Source organism: Sphingobium sp., assembly GCF_035511395.1.
GTDB lineage: Bacteria > Pseudomonadota > Alphaproteobacteria > Sphingomonadales > Sphingomonadaceae > Sphingobium.
Map to the genome: position 1 here is coordinate 1 of NZ_DATKFP010000308.1, position 13,632 is coordinate 13,632.

Sequence of the window (13,632 nt, forward strand, 5' to 3'; positions counted from 1 at the left end):
GAACTTCAAGGTCGACAAGCAGTATCGTTTCCTGGACGTGGTGGCCCAGGCTCAACTGCGCAACATCTCCGACCGCCTGTGGACACAGAACACCGGTGCGCGCACGCCCTTCAATTCACTGGGCAAGTTCTGGGACGACAACGCCGGATGCCGATCAGGCGGAACAGTTCGCCCAGCAGCAATGCCATTGCCCAGCACACGGCCACGAACGTCCATGCCGCGAACCACAGCACGACATTGGTCCAGGCATGACGATAGGCATCGGCATAGGGAATGGCCCAGCGCCGGCGTTCCCCGGCGCCCTGCGCATCGCGCCAGCCCTGAAACAGCGGCGCGGCGATGGCGACGCTCAGCATCGCACAGGCGATCCGCCATGGCTCGCCGCCGATATCGCTGTCGAACGGCCCGTTCCAATAGATGGTCAACGCTACCAGCAGGCCCCCCACCCCGGCAAAGGCGGCGCTCCAGTGCAGGCGGCTGCGCTCCACCAGAAAGCCCAGCAACAGGGCGCCGACGCCGAAGAAGGTGGCGATCGCCATGCGCCATTGCGCGCCGTCCATGTTGCTTCCAAACCGGTCGGGCCGCGTGATCCCGTAGATCAGCAGCCCGCTTAGCCCGCCAAGCAGGGTCAGCCCCCATATACGCAGCGGCCAGTCCTGGCCTTCATTGGATGATGTGCTGTCCATGGCTTTTCCTGCGCAATCCTTCGATCGCACGATCTAGCAATTAATTTATCGGTGTTCAATAAAAAATTGGACGCTGTACATTTTGGAGGCTGATCTGTAGGAATCCGCCATGGGAAGACGCTCCGACCACAGCCGCAAAGAGCTGGAAGCCATGCTCGTTGTCGAAGGGCACAAGCATATGGCCGATGTCGGCTTCGCGCGCTTTTCCGCGCGGGAGGTCGCCAAGCGGATCGGCTATTCGATCGGCACGCTCTACAACGTGATGGGCAATTATGATCGGCTGATCATCGCCATCAACACGCGGACTTTCCAGATCTGGACCGACTACATCCGCGCCGCGCTGGACAAGGGCGGGGACGACAGGATCCGTTCGCTGGTGGAGGGCTATTTCGGCTTCGCCCGCGCCAATCGCAATGCCTGGACGGCGATCTACGACCATCATCTCCCGACGGACACGGCCCTGCCGGAGGAGGATGATCGCCTGCGCGCGCAGTTGACGGAGGTGGTCGTCGCCGAAGTCGCCGCCCTATTGCCGCCAGAATGTCGGGAACAGGCGCCCCGGCTTGCCCGATCGCTGGTGGCGACGGTCCATGGCCATTGCGTGTTCGACATTAATGGCAGCTTCGCCCTGATGGGGGAAAAGGAACCGATCGAGGTCGCGCTCGCCCGCGTCCGCGAATCTCTGGCCGCCGCGCAGGCAGACGCCTGACGATCATCCGGTCAGCAATGTCGGTTCTTCGATCAACCCTTTCAGCGTCCGCATGAAATCGGCCCCCACCGCGCCATCGATGGCGCGGTGATCGCACGACAGCGACATTTCCACGATCGTGGCAAAGGCCAGCGCATTGCCGATTTCGATCGGCTGGCGCGATCCCGCACCCACGGCCAGGATTGCGCCCTGTGGCGGGTTGATGATCGCATCGAACTGGTCGATCCCGAACATGCCGAGATTGCTGATCGAAAAACTGCCGCCCTGAAATTCCTCGGGTTGCAGCTTGCCGGTCCGCGCCTTTTCCGCCAGCGCCTTCACTTCTCGCGAGATGGCCGCGACGGACAGGGTATCGGCCCCCTTTACGATCGGCGTGATCAGCCCCTTGTCGGTTGCCACTGCCACGGCAATGTCCGCATTGGCGAAGCGATGAATCTCCTCGCCATGGACCTGGATATTCACGTCCGGGTGGCGCACCAGCGCCAGCGCGCAGGCCCGCACGATATAGTCGTTGATGCTGGGCGCTTCGCCGGTCGCCGCCCTGGCCTGCGCCCGCAGCCCCAATATCGCGTCGATCCGTATCTTCGAGCGCAGGTAGAAATGCGGGATGGTCGACTTGCTGTGGCTCAGTGCCCTGGCGATCGCCTTGCGCATCGGCGACATCTTGACGATCTCGCTCGTCCCTGCCGCCGGACGGGCGAAGGCGACCGCGGACGCAGTGGCGGGCGGCGCCTCGACTGGCTTGACCTTGCCCAGCACGTCCGCCTTGCAGATGCGTCCGCGCGGACCGGTGCCGGTCAGGCCCGTCAGCGCCACGCCATGCTGCACCGCCAGCCGCTTCGCCAACGGACTGGCGAAGACCTCACCCAGCTGGTTGCCGACCGGCGTCGGGTCCACCGCAGCGCCACCCCCTGCCGATATCGGCGGCAGGCTCGCCTGTTGCACATCCTGAAATGTGATGCGCCCCTTCGGTCCTGATCCGGTGATGCCACCGATATCGACGCCATGGTCTTCCGCGAAGGCGCGCGCCATCGGGCTGATATGTGCGTCTGCTGCAATGCTGATCGCCGCCTTTGCCGGAGCAGCGGCTACGGCTCTGGCTGGTGGAGGCGGCGACGCAGCAGCCTCCGCCTTGGCCGCACCCTTGCCTTCGCCCGGTTTGTAAGCGGCGATGAAGCTGTCGACTTCGCTGTCGCTCGGCGCGTCGTCGGCGCCCGCCAGCACTGCGATCAGCGCGCCCACCTGATAGGTGCCGCCCTTCTCCGCCAGCAGGCGCGGGAACATGCCGTCGGCCTCGGCCTCGACCTCATTGGTGATCTTGTCGGTCTCGATGAGTGCGATCAGGTCGCCCTTCTTGAAGGGTACGCCCGGCGTCACCATCCATTCGGCGACGACGCCCTCGGTCATCTCTATGCCCCATTTGGGCATGGCGAATGCGCGCAGATTGGCCATGGTCGCTTATCCCCGCCGCCAGGATAGGAGTTTCACCGCCGCCGCCTCGATCCGCTCGGGCGTGGGGAGGTAGGCGGCCTCCATTTCGCGGGCGAAGGGCACCGGGCTGTGCGGCGCCGTCACCATCTCGATCGGTGCTTTCAGCGAAGCAAATGCCTTCTGCGCCACCAGCGACGACAGGTCGGTCGCGAAGGAGCAGCGCGGCGGCGCCTCGTCCACGATCAGCAGCCGGCCGGTCCGCTCGACGCTGTCGAGGATCGCTTCCTCGTCCAGCGGACTGGTGGTGCGCAGGTCCAGCAGGTCGCAACCGATCCCGTCCTGGGCCAGCGTCTGCGCGGCTTGTTCGGCGCGGCTCACCATCATGCCGGTGGCCAGGATGGTGACATCGTCGCCCTGGGTCACATGCCGGGCATGGCCGAAGGGGATGGTGTAATCCTCGTCCGGCACCTCGCCCTTCACCGCATAGAGGAATTTATGCTCCAGGAAGATCACCGGATCGTCATCCCGGATCGCCTGCGCCAGCAGCCCCTTGGTATCGGCGGGCGTCGTCGGCATCACCACCTTCAGCCCCGGCATGGCGGTGACGAACTGGTGGATCGACTGACTGTGCTGGGGCGCGGCATTATAGCCGCCGCCATAGGGCATGCGGATCACCAGCGGGCATTTGGACTTGCCGCCGAACATGTAACGGAACTTGGCCGCCTGGTTCCAGATCTGGTCCATGCACACGCCGATGAAGTCGGCGAACATGATCTCGGCAATGGCGCGCTTGCCGGTCAGCGCCGCACCCGCCGCCGCGCCGATGATGGCGCTTTCGGAGATGGGCGTGTCGATCACCCGATCTGGCCCATATTTGGCCCATAGCCCGCCCGACGTGCCCCATATGCCGCCGATCGCTTCCGGCCCCCCGGCCGAACCATTGCCGCCGACGATATCCTCGCCCAGCATGATGACGCTGTCGTCCCGCGCCATTTCCGCATCGATCGTGTCGCGAATGACGTCGCGGATCATCTTCACTGCCATGTCTCGATCCCCTGCGTCAGTAGCTGATATAGACGTCTTCCAGGACGTCCTGCGGCGTGGGCCGGGGCGCGCTCTTCGCTTCCGCGACCGCCCGGTCGATCAGGGCGGCGGCCTCCGCATCCACCGCGTCGAGGTCCGCGCCGTCGAGCAGCTTCGCCTCCGTCACCTTGGTGCGAAATGTCTTCAGGCAATCGCGCTCCTCGCGGATGCGGTCCAGTTCGCCTTCGCCGCGATAGCGCTGCGGATCGCCCTCGAAATGGCCGTAGAAACGCTCGCAATCCAGTTCGATCGACGCCGGGCCGTTGCCCGCCTTGCACCATTCGATCAGCTCGCGCATCGCTTCGTAGACGCTGAAGAAATCGATGCCGTTCGCCTTGATCGCCTTCATGCCGAAGGCGGCCGACCGCGCCGTCATGCTCTCCGCGCCCACGGCATAGGCTTCGCCCGTATGTTCGGAATAATGATTATTCTCGAACACGAAGATCACCGGCAGCTTCAGCACCACCGCCATGTTCATCGCCTCGAACGTCGTGCCCTGGTTGCACGCCCCGTCGCCCGAAAAAGCGATGGAGACGGTGCCATTGCTCTTGGCGCTGATCCCTGCGCCCACCGCGATCGGCGCACCCGCGCCGACGATGCCGTTCGCGCCCAGCATGCCCACGCCCACATCGGCGATATGCATAGACCCGCCCTTGCCCTTGCAAAGGCCGTCGCGCGATCCGTAGATTTCCTTCATCATCGCGATCACATCGCACCCCTTGGCGATGCAATGGCCATGGCCGCGATGGGTGGAAATGATATAGTCGGTCGGCCCCAGATGCTCGCACACGCCGACGGCGCAGGCTTCCTGCCCGGCATAAAGGTGCGTGAAGCCCGCAATCTCGCCCAGCGCGATCTCGTCGTGCAGACGCTCCTCGAACAGGCGGATCGTCTTCATCTGGCGATAGGCCCGGATCAGGGCGTCGCGGCTGAGTTGCATGTCTCTCTCCTCAATGTCCGGGTGTCAAAGACCCAGGACGGTCTTGGCGATGATGGTGCGCTGGACCTCGTTGGTGCCACCGAAGATGGTCCAGGCCAGACTGTTGAGATAACGGGGCGCGGCCAGTTGCGCGGCCTTGCCATGGACCGGGGCAGGGGCGCCTTCGCCATAGAGCGGCCGGCGCGGCTCCAGCTCCAGCCCGGCATAGCCGTAGAGCCGCACCGCCATGCCGTCGACCTGCTGGCGCAGGGTGGAGGCGATCATCTTCGACAGCGACGTCTGCGGCCCCGGCGGCAGTCCCTTGGCCAGTTCGGCCAGCACCCTGAGTTCCGTCATCTCCAGCGCCTGCGCGGTCAGCTCGATCCGGGCGAGGTCGGCCATGAAGGCGGCATCGTCCGTCATGGTCCCGCCTTCGCCATTGGGTTCGGCCGCCGCGCTGCGTCGCAATTTCTGGATGTCGGACAACAGCTTGGGCGCATGGCAGGCGCCGCCCCGCTCATTTTCCAGCAGGAATTTGGCGATGGTCCAGCCCATGCCTTCTTCCCCCACCAGATTGTCGGCGGGCGTCACGACATCGTCCAGGAACACCTCATTGACCTCATGGTCGCCGGCCAGCCCCTTGATCGGCCGCACCTCGACCCCCGGCTGGTCCATGTCGACCAGCAGGAAACTGATCCCGGCCTGCGCCTTGGCCTGCGCGTCGGTGCGGACGAGGCAGAAGATCCTGTTCGCATGATGGGCATGGGTGGTCCACAGCTTGCGGCCGTTGATGATATAATGGTCGCCGCGCCGCTCCGCCCGGGTCTTCAGGCTGGCAAGATCGGATCCTGACCCCGGCTCCGAAAAGCCCTGGCACCAATAGTCACTGCCATCCAGAATGCGGGGCAATATCCGCGCCTTCTGCTCCGCCGTGCCGAAGCGGCCGATGACCGGCCCCAGCAATTTGAGGCTCAGCACGGGAAGGCTGGGCGCATCCGCCAGCGCGCATTCTTTCTCGAAGATATAGCGCTGCACCGGCGTCCAGCCCGTCCCGCCGCAGTCCACCGGCCAGTTATAGGCCAGCCAGCCCTTCTCATGCAGGATGCGCTGCCATTCCTGCCCGATGTCCGGTTCGACGAAGACGCCCGGCGTCGCCGCCATCCCTTCGCGCAGGCGCTGCGGCAGATGGGTGTCGAGAAAGTCCCGCACGCTCTGGCGGAACGCCTCATCCTCTGGGGTGAAATGCAAGTCCATCTCGCTTATCGTTCCAATATGGTGACGCCGGAAATGCCCGGCGCGCCATAGACATGGGTGTAGGCCGTGCGCGGATCGCCGGGCACCTGGCGTCCTTCGCCGGCCCCGCGCAACTGCACGACATTCTCATAGACCTGCCGCAGTCCCGACGCGCCGATCGGCTCGCCACAGGCCAGGCAGCCGCCATCGCTATTGATCGGCAGGCGGCCGTCGATCCGGCTCCATCCTTCCGCCAGCCATTCTTCCTGCTCGCCATCCTTGCAGAAGCCATTTTCGGCCATATGCATGATCTCGGCACCGGACTCGGTGTCTTGCAATTGCGCGACGTCGATATCCTCCGGACCGATGCCGGCCATTTCGAACGCCGCCGCCGACGCCAGCAGGGTCGGCGCGCCGCCGCGCTCGATCGACAGGCTGGGGGAAAAGACCTCGAACGATCCGGGCGGCCGCGTGCGCGTGACCGCCGCCTTGATCCGGATGCTCGCCCGCCCCAGTTCCCGCGCCTTCTTCTCGCTCGCCAGGATCAGCGCCACGCCACCCTCGGCAGGCGAGCAGAACATATATTTGGTGAGCGGGTCGGAAATCATCGCACTGGTCAGGATCGTGGCCAGATCGACCGGGCTGCGTCGCCAGGCATGGGGCGCGTGGACGCCATGGTCGAACGCCTTCTGCGCCACCCGGCCCAGCGCTTCATGGCTGATCCCATGTTGCGCCATATAGCGTTGCAGCTTCATGGCGAAAAATTGCGTCGTCACCATCATGCCCGCCTCGCCATACCAGTCGGGCAGGCTATATTGGGCGGGCATGGCGTTGAACGCGCCGCGCGGATGCTTGTCATAACCGAAGGCGACGCCCAGATCATATTGGCCCGACGCGATGCCCTGCCACGTCCCGATCAGCGACGATCCGCCGGTCGCGCAGCCATTGCGGACATTGATGATCGGAATGCCGGTCAGGCCCATTTCATTGACCATCGTGTCGGCGCTGCCGCTGCTGTCGGACCCGCCGAAGCCGAACTGCATGTCGCTCCAGTCCAGCCCCACATCCGCCAGCGCCTCGCGGATCGCGAAGGCGCCCTGTTGCAGCCCGGACAGCCCATCGGTCCGGCCGAAGGGGTGGATGCCGATGCCGACGATGAAGACGTCCGCCATGGTTCAACCCTCCCTGACCGGCGCGAAGGCGAAGCTGCGGATCGTCCGCCCCTGCGCATCGACGTTGAGCCGGACGAGTACCGTCTCCATCTCCATGCCGATCTTCAGCTCTTCGAACGCCACATCGGTAAAGGGCGCTTCCACGATCACCGCGCCGGGCAGCTCGACATAGCCGACCGCGAACGGCGTGAACTCTTCCGGGCCGGCATAGGGCGGGCTTTTGGGCCGGAAGCGCTGGACCGTCCATGACCAGAGCGTGCCGCGCCTCGGCAGTGGCACCGGTTCATAATCCGCGTTGCCGTCAGGGCGGGGGAAAACGATCCTGCCCGTCTCCCGATGCTGTCCGCCGATCAGCGCGGGCTGCGGCTCGGCTACAAACAGCCCTGCGGCAATGTCGACCATATCCGGCATGGATGCGCCTCTCCCTTCCATGATCCGACTATGGAAAGACTGTCAGGCGCTGGCTTCTGTAAGAAAGAATAGGTTCGTGGATTTCTTCCCATGTTTTTGGAAAGGCAGAAAAAACCTCCGTCCGGAAAGGACGGAGGCTGAGGGGGGAGAAGCTGTTCAATGGGTCAGGCGTGGTGATGCGATGGGCAGGAACTAACCGCCGCGACACTGCCCAGATAGCCGAGCTGCGTCGCCTTGAAGACCGTCTGGCTGCGGTTTACCGCCTCCAGCTTGGTCGCGGCATTGTGGATATGGAATCGCACCGTGGCGCAGCTGCGGGCAAGGATCATCGCGATCTCGACATCGGTCTTGCCCAGCGCCGCCCAGCGCAGGCATTCGACCTCGCGCTTCGACAGGCGGCAGTTGCGCGGAATCCACGGCCGCTGGCTCATCACCCGCGAATAGCCGTTGATGAAGCGGCGGCTCTGATATTCCAATATGTCGGCGTACAGCTCGAACTCGCGTGACAGGTCGCTGCGGCCTTCGTCGATGGGCGAAAAGCTGACCACGCCGATCTGACCAAAGGGCAGGTGGATAGGGATGACGATGACGGAATCCGCATTCACTTCGTCTCTGAAATGCGACAGGTCGATCTGGTCGAGAAGGGGATTGGGCGCGCGCGTATGAATGCCCTGCGCATTGATCCAGAAAGGCTCGCTTTCATAGCGGCACGCGAAGGTGAGGGGGGAACTGAGCGCCAGCAGCGGCTTCTTCCACCACTGGTCCTTCGATCCAGGCCAGCCGAATATGGAGGACGCGAGCGCGTTTCCATCGGCATCGGTCATCGGCGTCTTGGATGCGATGTTGGCGCAGGCGGCGACACGGAAATTGCTCAGCTCTCTCGCCAAGTCCCGTATGGCTTCCGCCGCAGGTCGAACATCGTCGACCGCCGCGATGAAGGTGGTGCCCTGCCTGCGGGACTTCAGATCGACCGGGCTGATGCTCTCTTGGTCGACAGCGTCCATACAGGCGACGAATGAGTCGTCTGTTCTCTCCATGGAACGAACGTTACGCCTGCGCAGATACTTAGACAAGTGTTCAAAACCTATGACTAGCGCTAGGTGTCGGAAGCATCAGAAAAGCCCGCATTTCTGCGATCCTATCGGAAAATGCAGTCGGCTGGAGCAATCTCACAATGCTTTAACATCGTAAGGCGCGCCGGATCGGCGTGAACCCCATGCTGGAGAGGTGGCAGGCATCGTGAATTTCGATCTCAATGAGGAGCAGACCCTGCTGCGCGATCTGGTAGAACGGTTCGTGGCCGACCGCTACGATCCGATGCGCCGCCTGTCCTACGTTGCCGAACCGCAGGGCTTTTCGATAAAGGGCTGGACCATCCTTGCGGAAACGGGCCTGCTCGCTTTGCCCTTTTCGGAAGACTATGGCGGTCTTGGCGGCGGCGCGGTCGAACTTATCACCGTGGCGGAGGCGTTGGGCCGCGGCGTCGCGACCGAACCCTTCCTGCCCGTCATCCTGACAGCCGCCACGCTGATCGATCGTAGCGGATCGGACGCGATGAAGGCCGACCTTCTGCCCCCCATCATCGCCGGCCTGTCGCTACCCGCGCTCGCCCATCTGGAACGCGGCGCGCGCTTCCTGGCAACCCGGCCGCAGACGCGTGCGGCAGGTGACGCCGTGCGCGTCAGCGGCGCCAAGACCTGCGTGATTGGCGGCGGTTTCGCCGATCTGCTGCTCGTCACCGCAACGGACGAGAAAGACGCGACGGGCGTCTATCTCGTCGATGCCGCGGCTCAAGGCATCACCCGCACCGATTATCGGCTGGTTGACGGCTCGGTTGCCAGTGACATTCAATTTGCCGATGTGCCGGCGACCCTGCTGCCGCAGGGCGCATCCGTGCTGGACTCGGTGCTGGATCAGGCCCGCCTCGCCATTATCGCCGAAATGCTGGGCCTGATGGGGCATATGTTCGACGCGACGGTCGATTATGTGAAGACCCGCCAGCAATTCGGCCAGCCGATAGGCCGTTTCCAGGCGGTGCAGCATCGCCTCGCCGAAGGCTATGCCAAGGTCGAACTCAGCCGTTCCCAGCTTTACCGCGCCGCCGCCCAGGCGCCCGGCACGCTGGAGGCCCATGCCGCGATCATCGGCGCCAAAGCCTATATCAGCGGCTGCGCCATGAAGGTCGCCGAGGAAGCGGTGCAACTGCATGGCGGCATCGGCACCACCGAGGAACTGATGGTCGGGCAGGCGTTCAAGCGCACCATGCTGCTCGCCGCCCTGCTCGGCGACGCCGACTGGGATCTGCGCCATTATGTGCAACTGACGGCGGCGGCCTGACCCATGTTCACCCGCATCACCCTGCTCAAGCGCAAGGCCGGGATGACGCCCGAGGCCTTTCGCGACCATTATGAAACCCACCACCGGCGCATCGGGGAACGGGTGCTGGCCGGCCATGCGCTGCGTTATGTGCGCCGTTATGTCGCGTCGATCGCGCCGGATGCCGTCTTGCCCGATTTCGATGTCGTCATGGAAATCACATTCGCCGATCGGGCGGCGCACGACCATTGCCTCGCCATGCTGGCCGAGCCGGCCGTAGCGCGGGAAATCGTCGAGGATGAGGAGCGACTGTTCGATCGTGATGCCATCTTGTCCTTCACTGTCGACGAATGCGAAAGCAGGATGCAGAATTGATGGTAAACCAAGAAATATTCCGGATCTCTTCAATCAGGGACGATAGCGTGACTGATAACTACCATCGGGTCGTCAAGGGCGACGACATTGCCGACCGTTCGCTCCAGGCCTTCGTCGTGGATGGCTGGCCGGTGCTGATCGCGCGCGACGAAGGAAAACTGCACGCTCTCATCAACCGCTGCACCCATCAGGCGGCGGCCCTCGCGCCCGACGGGCGGGTGCGGCGCGGATCGATCATGTGCCCGCTACACGGCGCGCGCTTCAAGCTGGACAATGGCGAATGCATGGGCGCGACGGGCTACAAATCCCTGATGCGCTTCGACCTGCGCGTCGACGCCGACGGCTGGATCGAGGTGTCCGTGCCGGACTACGCCCCCGGCGCCGAGCATCTGCCGGTCGCGCCTTTGGTTTAACGACCTCTCCCGTTCGCTTCGAGCGCAGTCGAGGAGCAGGTGGCGCGATGCTCACGTTTCTCGACTGGGCTCGAAACGAACGGAGACAGTCCTTACCCCTCCGCCTTCTTCCCCTCCTTCGCCCAGGCGATCCCCCGCCGCAGCAATTCATGAAACACAGGCAGATCCCAGGCGCAGCGATCGACCTGCGGCCACCAGTCGAGGAAGGGCTGCATGTCATAATGTCCCCGGCAATGGCCGAGCGTATTATAGAGCACCGCGCCTTCGCCCTGCGCCTTGATGTAAAGTACCGGATGCCGGTCCTGCGCCCAATTCTGCTCGTCGAACCCGGTTGCCTCCCCGGCAAACTCGGTGTCCAGCAGCACATGCAGATCGCCATGCCGCTCCATCAGATAGAGTTCGTCGGTGGTCTCGAACGGTTCCACGCCCTGCGTCAGCGGATGACCGGGATCGGCCACCGTCACGCGATAGGGCGCGATCGGCGGATGCGCGATGAACTGCGACCCCAGCGTCTCCATCATCAGCGGCGCCCAGCGCGGACTGCCGTAAAGGCCGTTGTCGAACAGCCGCAGCACCGAATTGGTGCCATGCAGCGCATACCATCGGCCGCCGCCCTTCACCCAATCGCGCAGCGCTTCCTGCACTTCCAGCGGCGGCACCACGTCACAGGTATAGGTGATCAGGAAATCGGCGACCCGGATCGCGTCGATATTGGCATAATCCTCGAACACGCGCGTTCGCACGCGCGGGTCTTCGCCCAGCAGCTTCAACAGCTCCAGCCGCGCATGATCGAAATCATGATAGAGGCCGCCCGCGATCAGCACGCAGTTGATCCGGGCCGGTCTGTCCTCGCTCATCCTTCTCTCCCGACTCAGAACTGGACGCGCTTGGTAAAGGCGCCGTCGACGACCAGGCTGGCCCCGGTCAGGAACCGGCAGGCGGGCGACGCGACGAAGGCGATCGCCTTGCCGATCTCCTCGCCCGAACACATACGCCCCATCGGGATCTGCGCGACGATGCCGTCATAGAAGTCGGGCATGGCGTTCCTGATCGCTACCCACGGCCCGTCGTCGGTGTAGATCGGGCCGGGGATCAGGCAATTGACCCTGATTCCTTCGACCGCATGTTTCTGCGCCAGCGCATGGCTGTAGTTGATCACCGCCGCCTTCAGCGCATTATAGGGCTGCGGCCCCATGAAATCCTCGACCGCGCCAGTGGACGACAGGGTGACGATCGACCCCGCATCCGATTGCTGAAGAAAGGGCAGCGCCGCCCGGATTCCGCGCGACAGCGGCAATATGTCGGCATTCATCACCGCCTGCCACCCTTCGTCGCTGTCCACGCCCGGATTGGTCGACACGAAGGAAATGAAGATATCGCAGCCGCCGAGCGCGCCGGCCGCTTCCTTGATGAAGGCAGGCAGCGCCACTGCGTCGCTCGCATCCACCGCCTCGCCGAACGCCGTCACGCCGGCCGCCTCGACCGTCGCGACCACGCGATCGACCTTCTCCTGCGTGCGACCGCACAGGGCGACATGGCACCCTTCCTGCGCCAATATTTCCGCAGCATGGCGCCCGACGCTCGCATTGGCGCCGATCAGGATCGCCTTCCTGCCCTTCAGTCCCAGATCCATCGCACTCTCCTGCTCGCATGGCTTTGATCGGCAGCATAGGGTTCGCGCCACATATCGGCACTGACGATTTCGTCAGTCCCCACATAATTGACAGGCATGCGAAGCGGAAAGGATCGCCTAAGAAGGACCAAAGGAACAGGAGGACGGATGCGCATGACAGGCGGTGGGAAGACGATCGGCGACCATCTGCGGGATCAGGCGGCCGGGCGGAGCAATGCCGTCGCGCTCGTCTTCGAAGGGCGCGAAACCCGCTATGCCGATCTCGACCGCCATGCCAGTCAGGTCGCCAACGGCCTCATCGCCATGGGCCTGAAACCCGGAACGCGCGTCGCTTGGCTCGGCAGGAATAGCGACCTCTATTTTGAATATTGGCTGGGCGCGATCCGCGCCGGCATGGTCCTCGTCCCCGTAAACTGGCGGCTCGCCCCGCCGGAAGTCGCCTATGTCCTCCAGGACTGCGCACCCGCCCTGCTGGTCGCCGATCCCGATTTCCGTTTCCGGCTCGATCCTGCGCCAGCCTGCCCGATCCTCCTCACCGAAGGGAAGGGCGACCCTTTTACCGACTGGCGCGACCGGCAGGCGCCCGACGATCCCCGCGCAGACGGCGACCGTGACGATGTCGTCCTGCAACTCTACACGTCGGGCACCACCGGTCATCCCAAGGGCGCGATGCTCACCAACCGCAGCCTGCTCGGCCTTCGGGATTCCGTGCCGGCCGATGCGCTTCCCGACTGGTATCGCTGGAGCGCGGCGGACGTGGCGCTGGTCGCCATGCCGATCTTCCACATCAGCGGATCGGGCTGGGGCCTCTGGTCGCTCCAGCACGGCGCGAAGGCCGTCATCGTACGCGAATTCGACCCGCATCAGGTGCTCGACCTGCTCGCTCGCTATCGCATCACCAAGCTGATGATCGTCCCCACCGCGTTGCGCATCATGTGCGACGATCCCAAGGCGGCGGACACCGATTTCAGCTTTCTCGAAACCATCTGCTATGGCGGCTCGGCCATCCCGCTCGACCTGCTGCGGCAGGCGATCGCCGTCTTCGGCTGCGGTTTCGCACAAATGTACGGCATGACCGAGACGGCGGGTACCATCACCGGTCTGCCGCCGCAGGATCATGACGTGAACGGCAATGCCCGCATGGGCAGCGTCGGCCTGCCCCTGCCGGGCGTCGAGATCTGCATCCTCGACACCGAAGGCCATGAACTGCCACGCGGCCACGTTGGCGAGATCGCGATCCGGTCGCAGGCG

At 64.2% G+C, this 13,632-nt stretch carries 15 protein-coding genes; 5 read left to right on the top strand and 10 right to left on the bottom strand.

Features of this window, described 5'->3' with window-relative positions; genetic code table 11:
- Window positions 1-110 precede the first annotated feature (110 nt).
- Window positions 111-686 carry a hypothetical protein gene (locus VMR39_RS21490; RefSeq protein WP_325418923.1) on the bottom strand — a complete coding sequence of 192 codons (576 nt, stop codon included), beginning with the start codon at window positions 684-686 and terminating at the stop codon, window positions 111-113.
- A 109-nt stretch (window positions 687-795) separates the two neighbouring features.
- Between VMR39_RS21490 and VMR39_RS21495 the strand changes: the two genes are divergently transcribed.
- On the top strand, window positions 796-1,395 hold the full coding sequence (locus tag VMR39_RS21495) for a TetR/AcrR family transcriptional regulator (protein WP_325418925.1): 600 nt from the start codon (window positions 796-798) through the stop codon (window positions 1,393-1,395).
- Between the two features lie 3 nt (window positions 1,396-1,398).
- Here the strand turns inward: VMR39_RS21495 and VMR39_RS21500 are convergent, their stop codons facing one another.
- From VMR39_RS21500 to VMR39_RS21530, 7 genes are all read right to left on the bottom strand, one after another.
- On the bottom strand, window positions 1,399-2,847 hold the full coding sequence (locus VMR39_RS21500) for a dihydrolipoamide acetyltransferase family protein (protein ID WP_325418927.1): 1,449 nt from the start codon (window positions 2,845-2,847) through the stop codon (window positions 1,399-1,401).
- Window positions 2,848-2,853: 6 nt separating this feature from the next.
- Window positions 2,854-3,870 carry an alpha-ketoacid dehydrogenase subunit beta gene (locus VMR39_RS21505; protein WP_325418929.1) on the bottom strand — a complete coding sequence of 339 codons (1,017 nt, stop codon included), beginning with the start codon at window positions 3,868-3,870 and terminating at the stop codon, window positions 2,854-2,856.
- Window positions 3,871-3,886: 16 nt separating this feature from the next.
- A complete protein-coding gene (locus VMR39_RS21510; protein WP_325418931.1) occupies window positions 3,887-4,849 on the bottom strand; it encodes a thiamine pyrophosphate-dependent dehydrogenase E1 component subunit alpha in 963 nt (320 codons plus the stop codon).
- Between the two features lie 24 nt (window positions 4,850-4,873).
- On the bottom strand, window positions 4,874-6,082 hold the full coding sequence (locus VMR39_RS21515; RefSeq protein WP_325418933.1) for an acyl-CoA dehydrogenase family protein: 1,209 nt from the start codon (window positions 6,080-6,082) through the stop codon (window positions 4,874-4,876).
- Between the two features lie 5 nt (window positions 6,083-6,087).
- On the bottom strand, window positions 6,088-7,233 hold the full coding sequence (locus VMR39_RS21520) for a thiolase family protein (RefSeq protein WP_325418935.1): 1,146 nt from the start codon (window positions 7,231-7,233) through the stop codon (window positions 6,088-6,090).
- Between the two features lie 3 nt (window positions 7,234-7,236).
- Window positions 7,237-7,644 carry a Zn-ribbon domain-containing OB-fold protein gene (locus tag VMR39_RS21525; protein WP_414712570.1) on the bottom strand — a complete coding sequence of 136 codons (408 nt, stop codon included), beginning with the start codon at window positions 7,642-7,644 and terminating at the stop codon, window positions 7,237-7,239.
- 164 nt (window positions 7,645-7,808) lie between these two features.
- On the bottom strand, window positions 7,809-8,681 hold the full coding sequence (locus VMR39_RS21530; RefSeq protein ID WP_325418937.1) for a helix-turn-helix transcriptional regulator: 873 nt from the start codon (window positions 8,679-8,681) through the stop codon (window positions 7,809-7,811).
- Between the two features lie 190 nt (window positions 8,682-8,871).
- Between VMR39_RS21530 and VMR39_RS21535 the strand changes: the two genes are divergently transcribed.
- The 3 genes from VMR39_RS21535 to VMR39_RS21545 are packed head-to-tail and all read left to right on the top strand — an operon-like array spanning window position 8,872 to window position 10,748.
- Window positions 8,872-9,981, top strand: a complete 1,110-nt coding sequence (locus VMR39_RS21535; RefSeq protein WP_325418939.1) for an acyl-CoA dehydrogenase — start codon at window positions 8,872-8,874, stop codon at window positions 9,979-9,981.
- Window positions 9,982-9,984: 3 nt separating this feature from the next.
- Window positions 9,985-10,335 (top strand): EthD domain-containing protein, encoded by a 351-nt coding sequence (locus VMR39_RS21540; protein ID WP_325418941.1) that lies wholly within the window; start codon window positions 9,985-9,987, stop codon window positions 10,333-10,335.
- 47 nt (window positions 10,336-10,382) lie between these two features.
- Window positions 10,383-10,748 (top strand): Rieske (2Fe-2S) protein, encoded by a 366-nt coding sequence (locus VMR39_RS21545; RefSeq protein WP_325418943.1) that lies wholly within the window; start codon window positions 10,383-10,385, stop codon window positions 10,746-10,748.
- A 92-nt stretch (window positions 10,749-10,840) separates the two neighbouring features.
- On the opposite strand, the gene VMR39_RS21550 is transcribed toward VMR39_RS21545, so the two are convergent.
- Both VMR39_RS21550 and VMR39_RS21555 read right to left on the bottom strand, forming a co-directional pair.
- Window positions 10,841-11,605: a ThuA domain-containing protein gene (locus tag VMR39_RS21550; protein ID WP_325418945.1), complete on the bottom strand. Its 765-nt coding sequence runs from the start codon at window positions 11,603-11,605 to the stop codon at window positions 10,841-10,843.
- 14 nt (window positions 11,606-11,619) lie between these two features.
- Entirely contained in the window at window positions 11,620-12,381 is a 762-nt protein-coding gene (locus VMR39_RS21555; protein ID WP_325418947.1) for an SDR family NAD(P)-dependent oxidoreductase, read from the bottom strand.
- 153 nt (window positions 12,382-12,534) lie between these two features.
- Here VMR39_RS21555 and VMR39_RS21560 point away from each other — a divergent pair.
- The coding region (locus VMR39_RS21560) for an AMP-binding protein (protein WP_325418949.1) at window positions 12,535-13,632 on the top strand (1,098 nt) is incomplete at its 3' end.

Excerpts from the sequence above, each read along its gene's own strand:
- VMR39_RS21490 (WP_325418923.1), bottom strand. The coding sequence starts at position 686 with ATGGACAGCACATCATCCAATGAAGGCCAGGACTGGCCGCTGCGTATA.
- VMR39_RS21495 (WP_325418925.1), top strand. The coding sequence starts at position 796 with ATGGGAAGACGCTCCGACCACAGCCGCAAAGAGCTGGAAGCCATGCTC.
- VMR39_RS21500 (WP_325418927.1), bottom strand. The coding sequence starts at position 2,847 with ATGGCCAATCTGCGCGCATTCGCCATGCCCAAATGGGGCATAGAGATG.
- VMR39_RS21505 (WP_325418929.1), bottom strand. The coding sequence starts at position 3,870 with ATGGCAGTGAAGATGATCCGCGACGTCATTCGCGACACGATCGATGCG.
- VMR39_RS21510 (WP_325418931.1), bottom strand. The coding sequence starts at position 4,849 with ATGCAACTCAGCCGCGACGCCCTGATCCGGGCCTATCGCCAGATGAAG.
- VMR39_RS21515 (WP_325418933.1), bottom strand. The coding sequence starts at position 6,082 with ATGGACTTGCATTTCACCCCAGAGGATGAGGCGTTCCGCCAGAGCGTG.
- VMR39_RS21520 (WP_325418935.1), bottom strand. The coding sequence starts at position 7,233 with ATGGCGGACGTCTTCATCGTCGGCATCGGCATCCACCCCTTCGGCCGG.
- VMR39_RS21525 (WP_414712570.1), bottom strand. The coding sequence starts at position 7,644 with ATGCCGGATATGGTCGACATTGCCGCAGGGCTGTTTGTAGCCGAGCCG.
- VMR39_RS21530 (WP_325418937.1), bottom strand. The coding sequence starts at position 8,681 with ATGGAGAGAACAGACGACTCATTCGTCGCCTGTATGGACGCTGTCGAC.
- VMR39_RS21540 (WP_325418941.1), top strand. The coding sequence starts at position 9,985 with ATGTTCACCCGCATCACCCTGCTCAAGCGCAAGGCCGGGATGACGCCC.
- VMR39_RS21550 (WP_325418945.1), bottom strand. The coding sequence starts at position 11,605 with ATGAGCGAGGACAGACCGGCCCGGATCAACTGCGTGCTGATCGCGGGC.
- VMR39_RS21555 (WP_325418947.1), bottom strand. The coding sequence starts at position 12,381 with ATGGATCTGGGACTGAAGGGCAGGAAGGCGATCCTGATCGGCGCCAAT.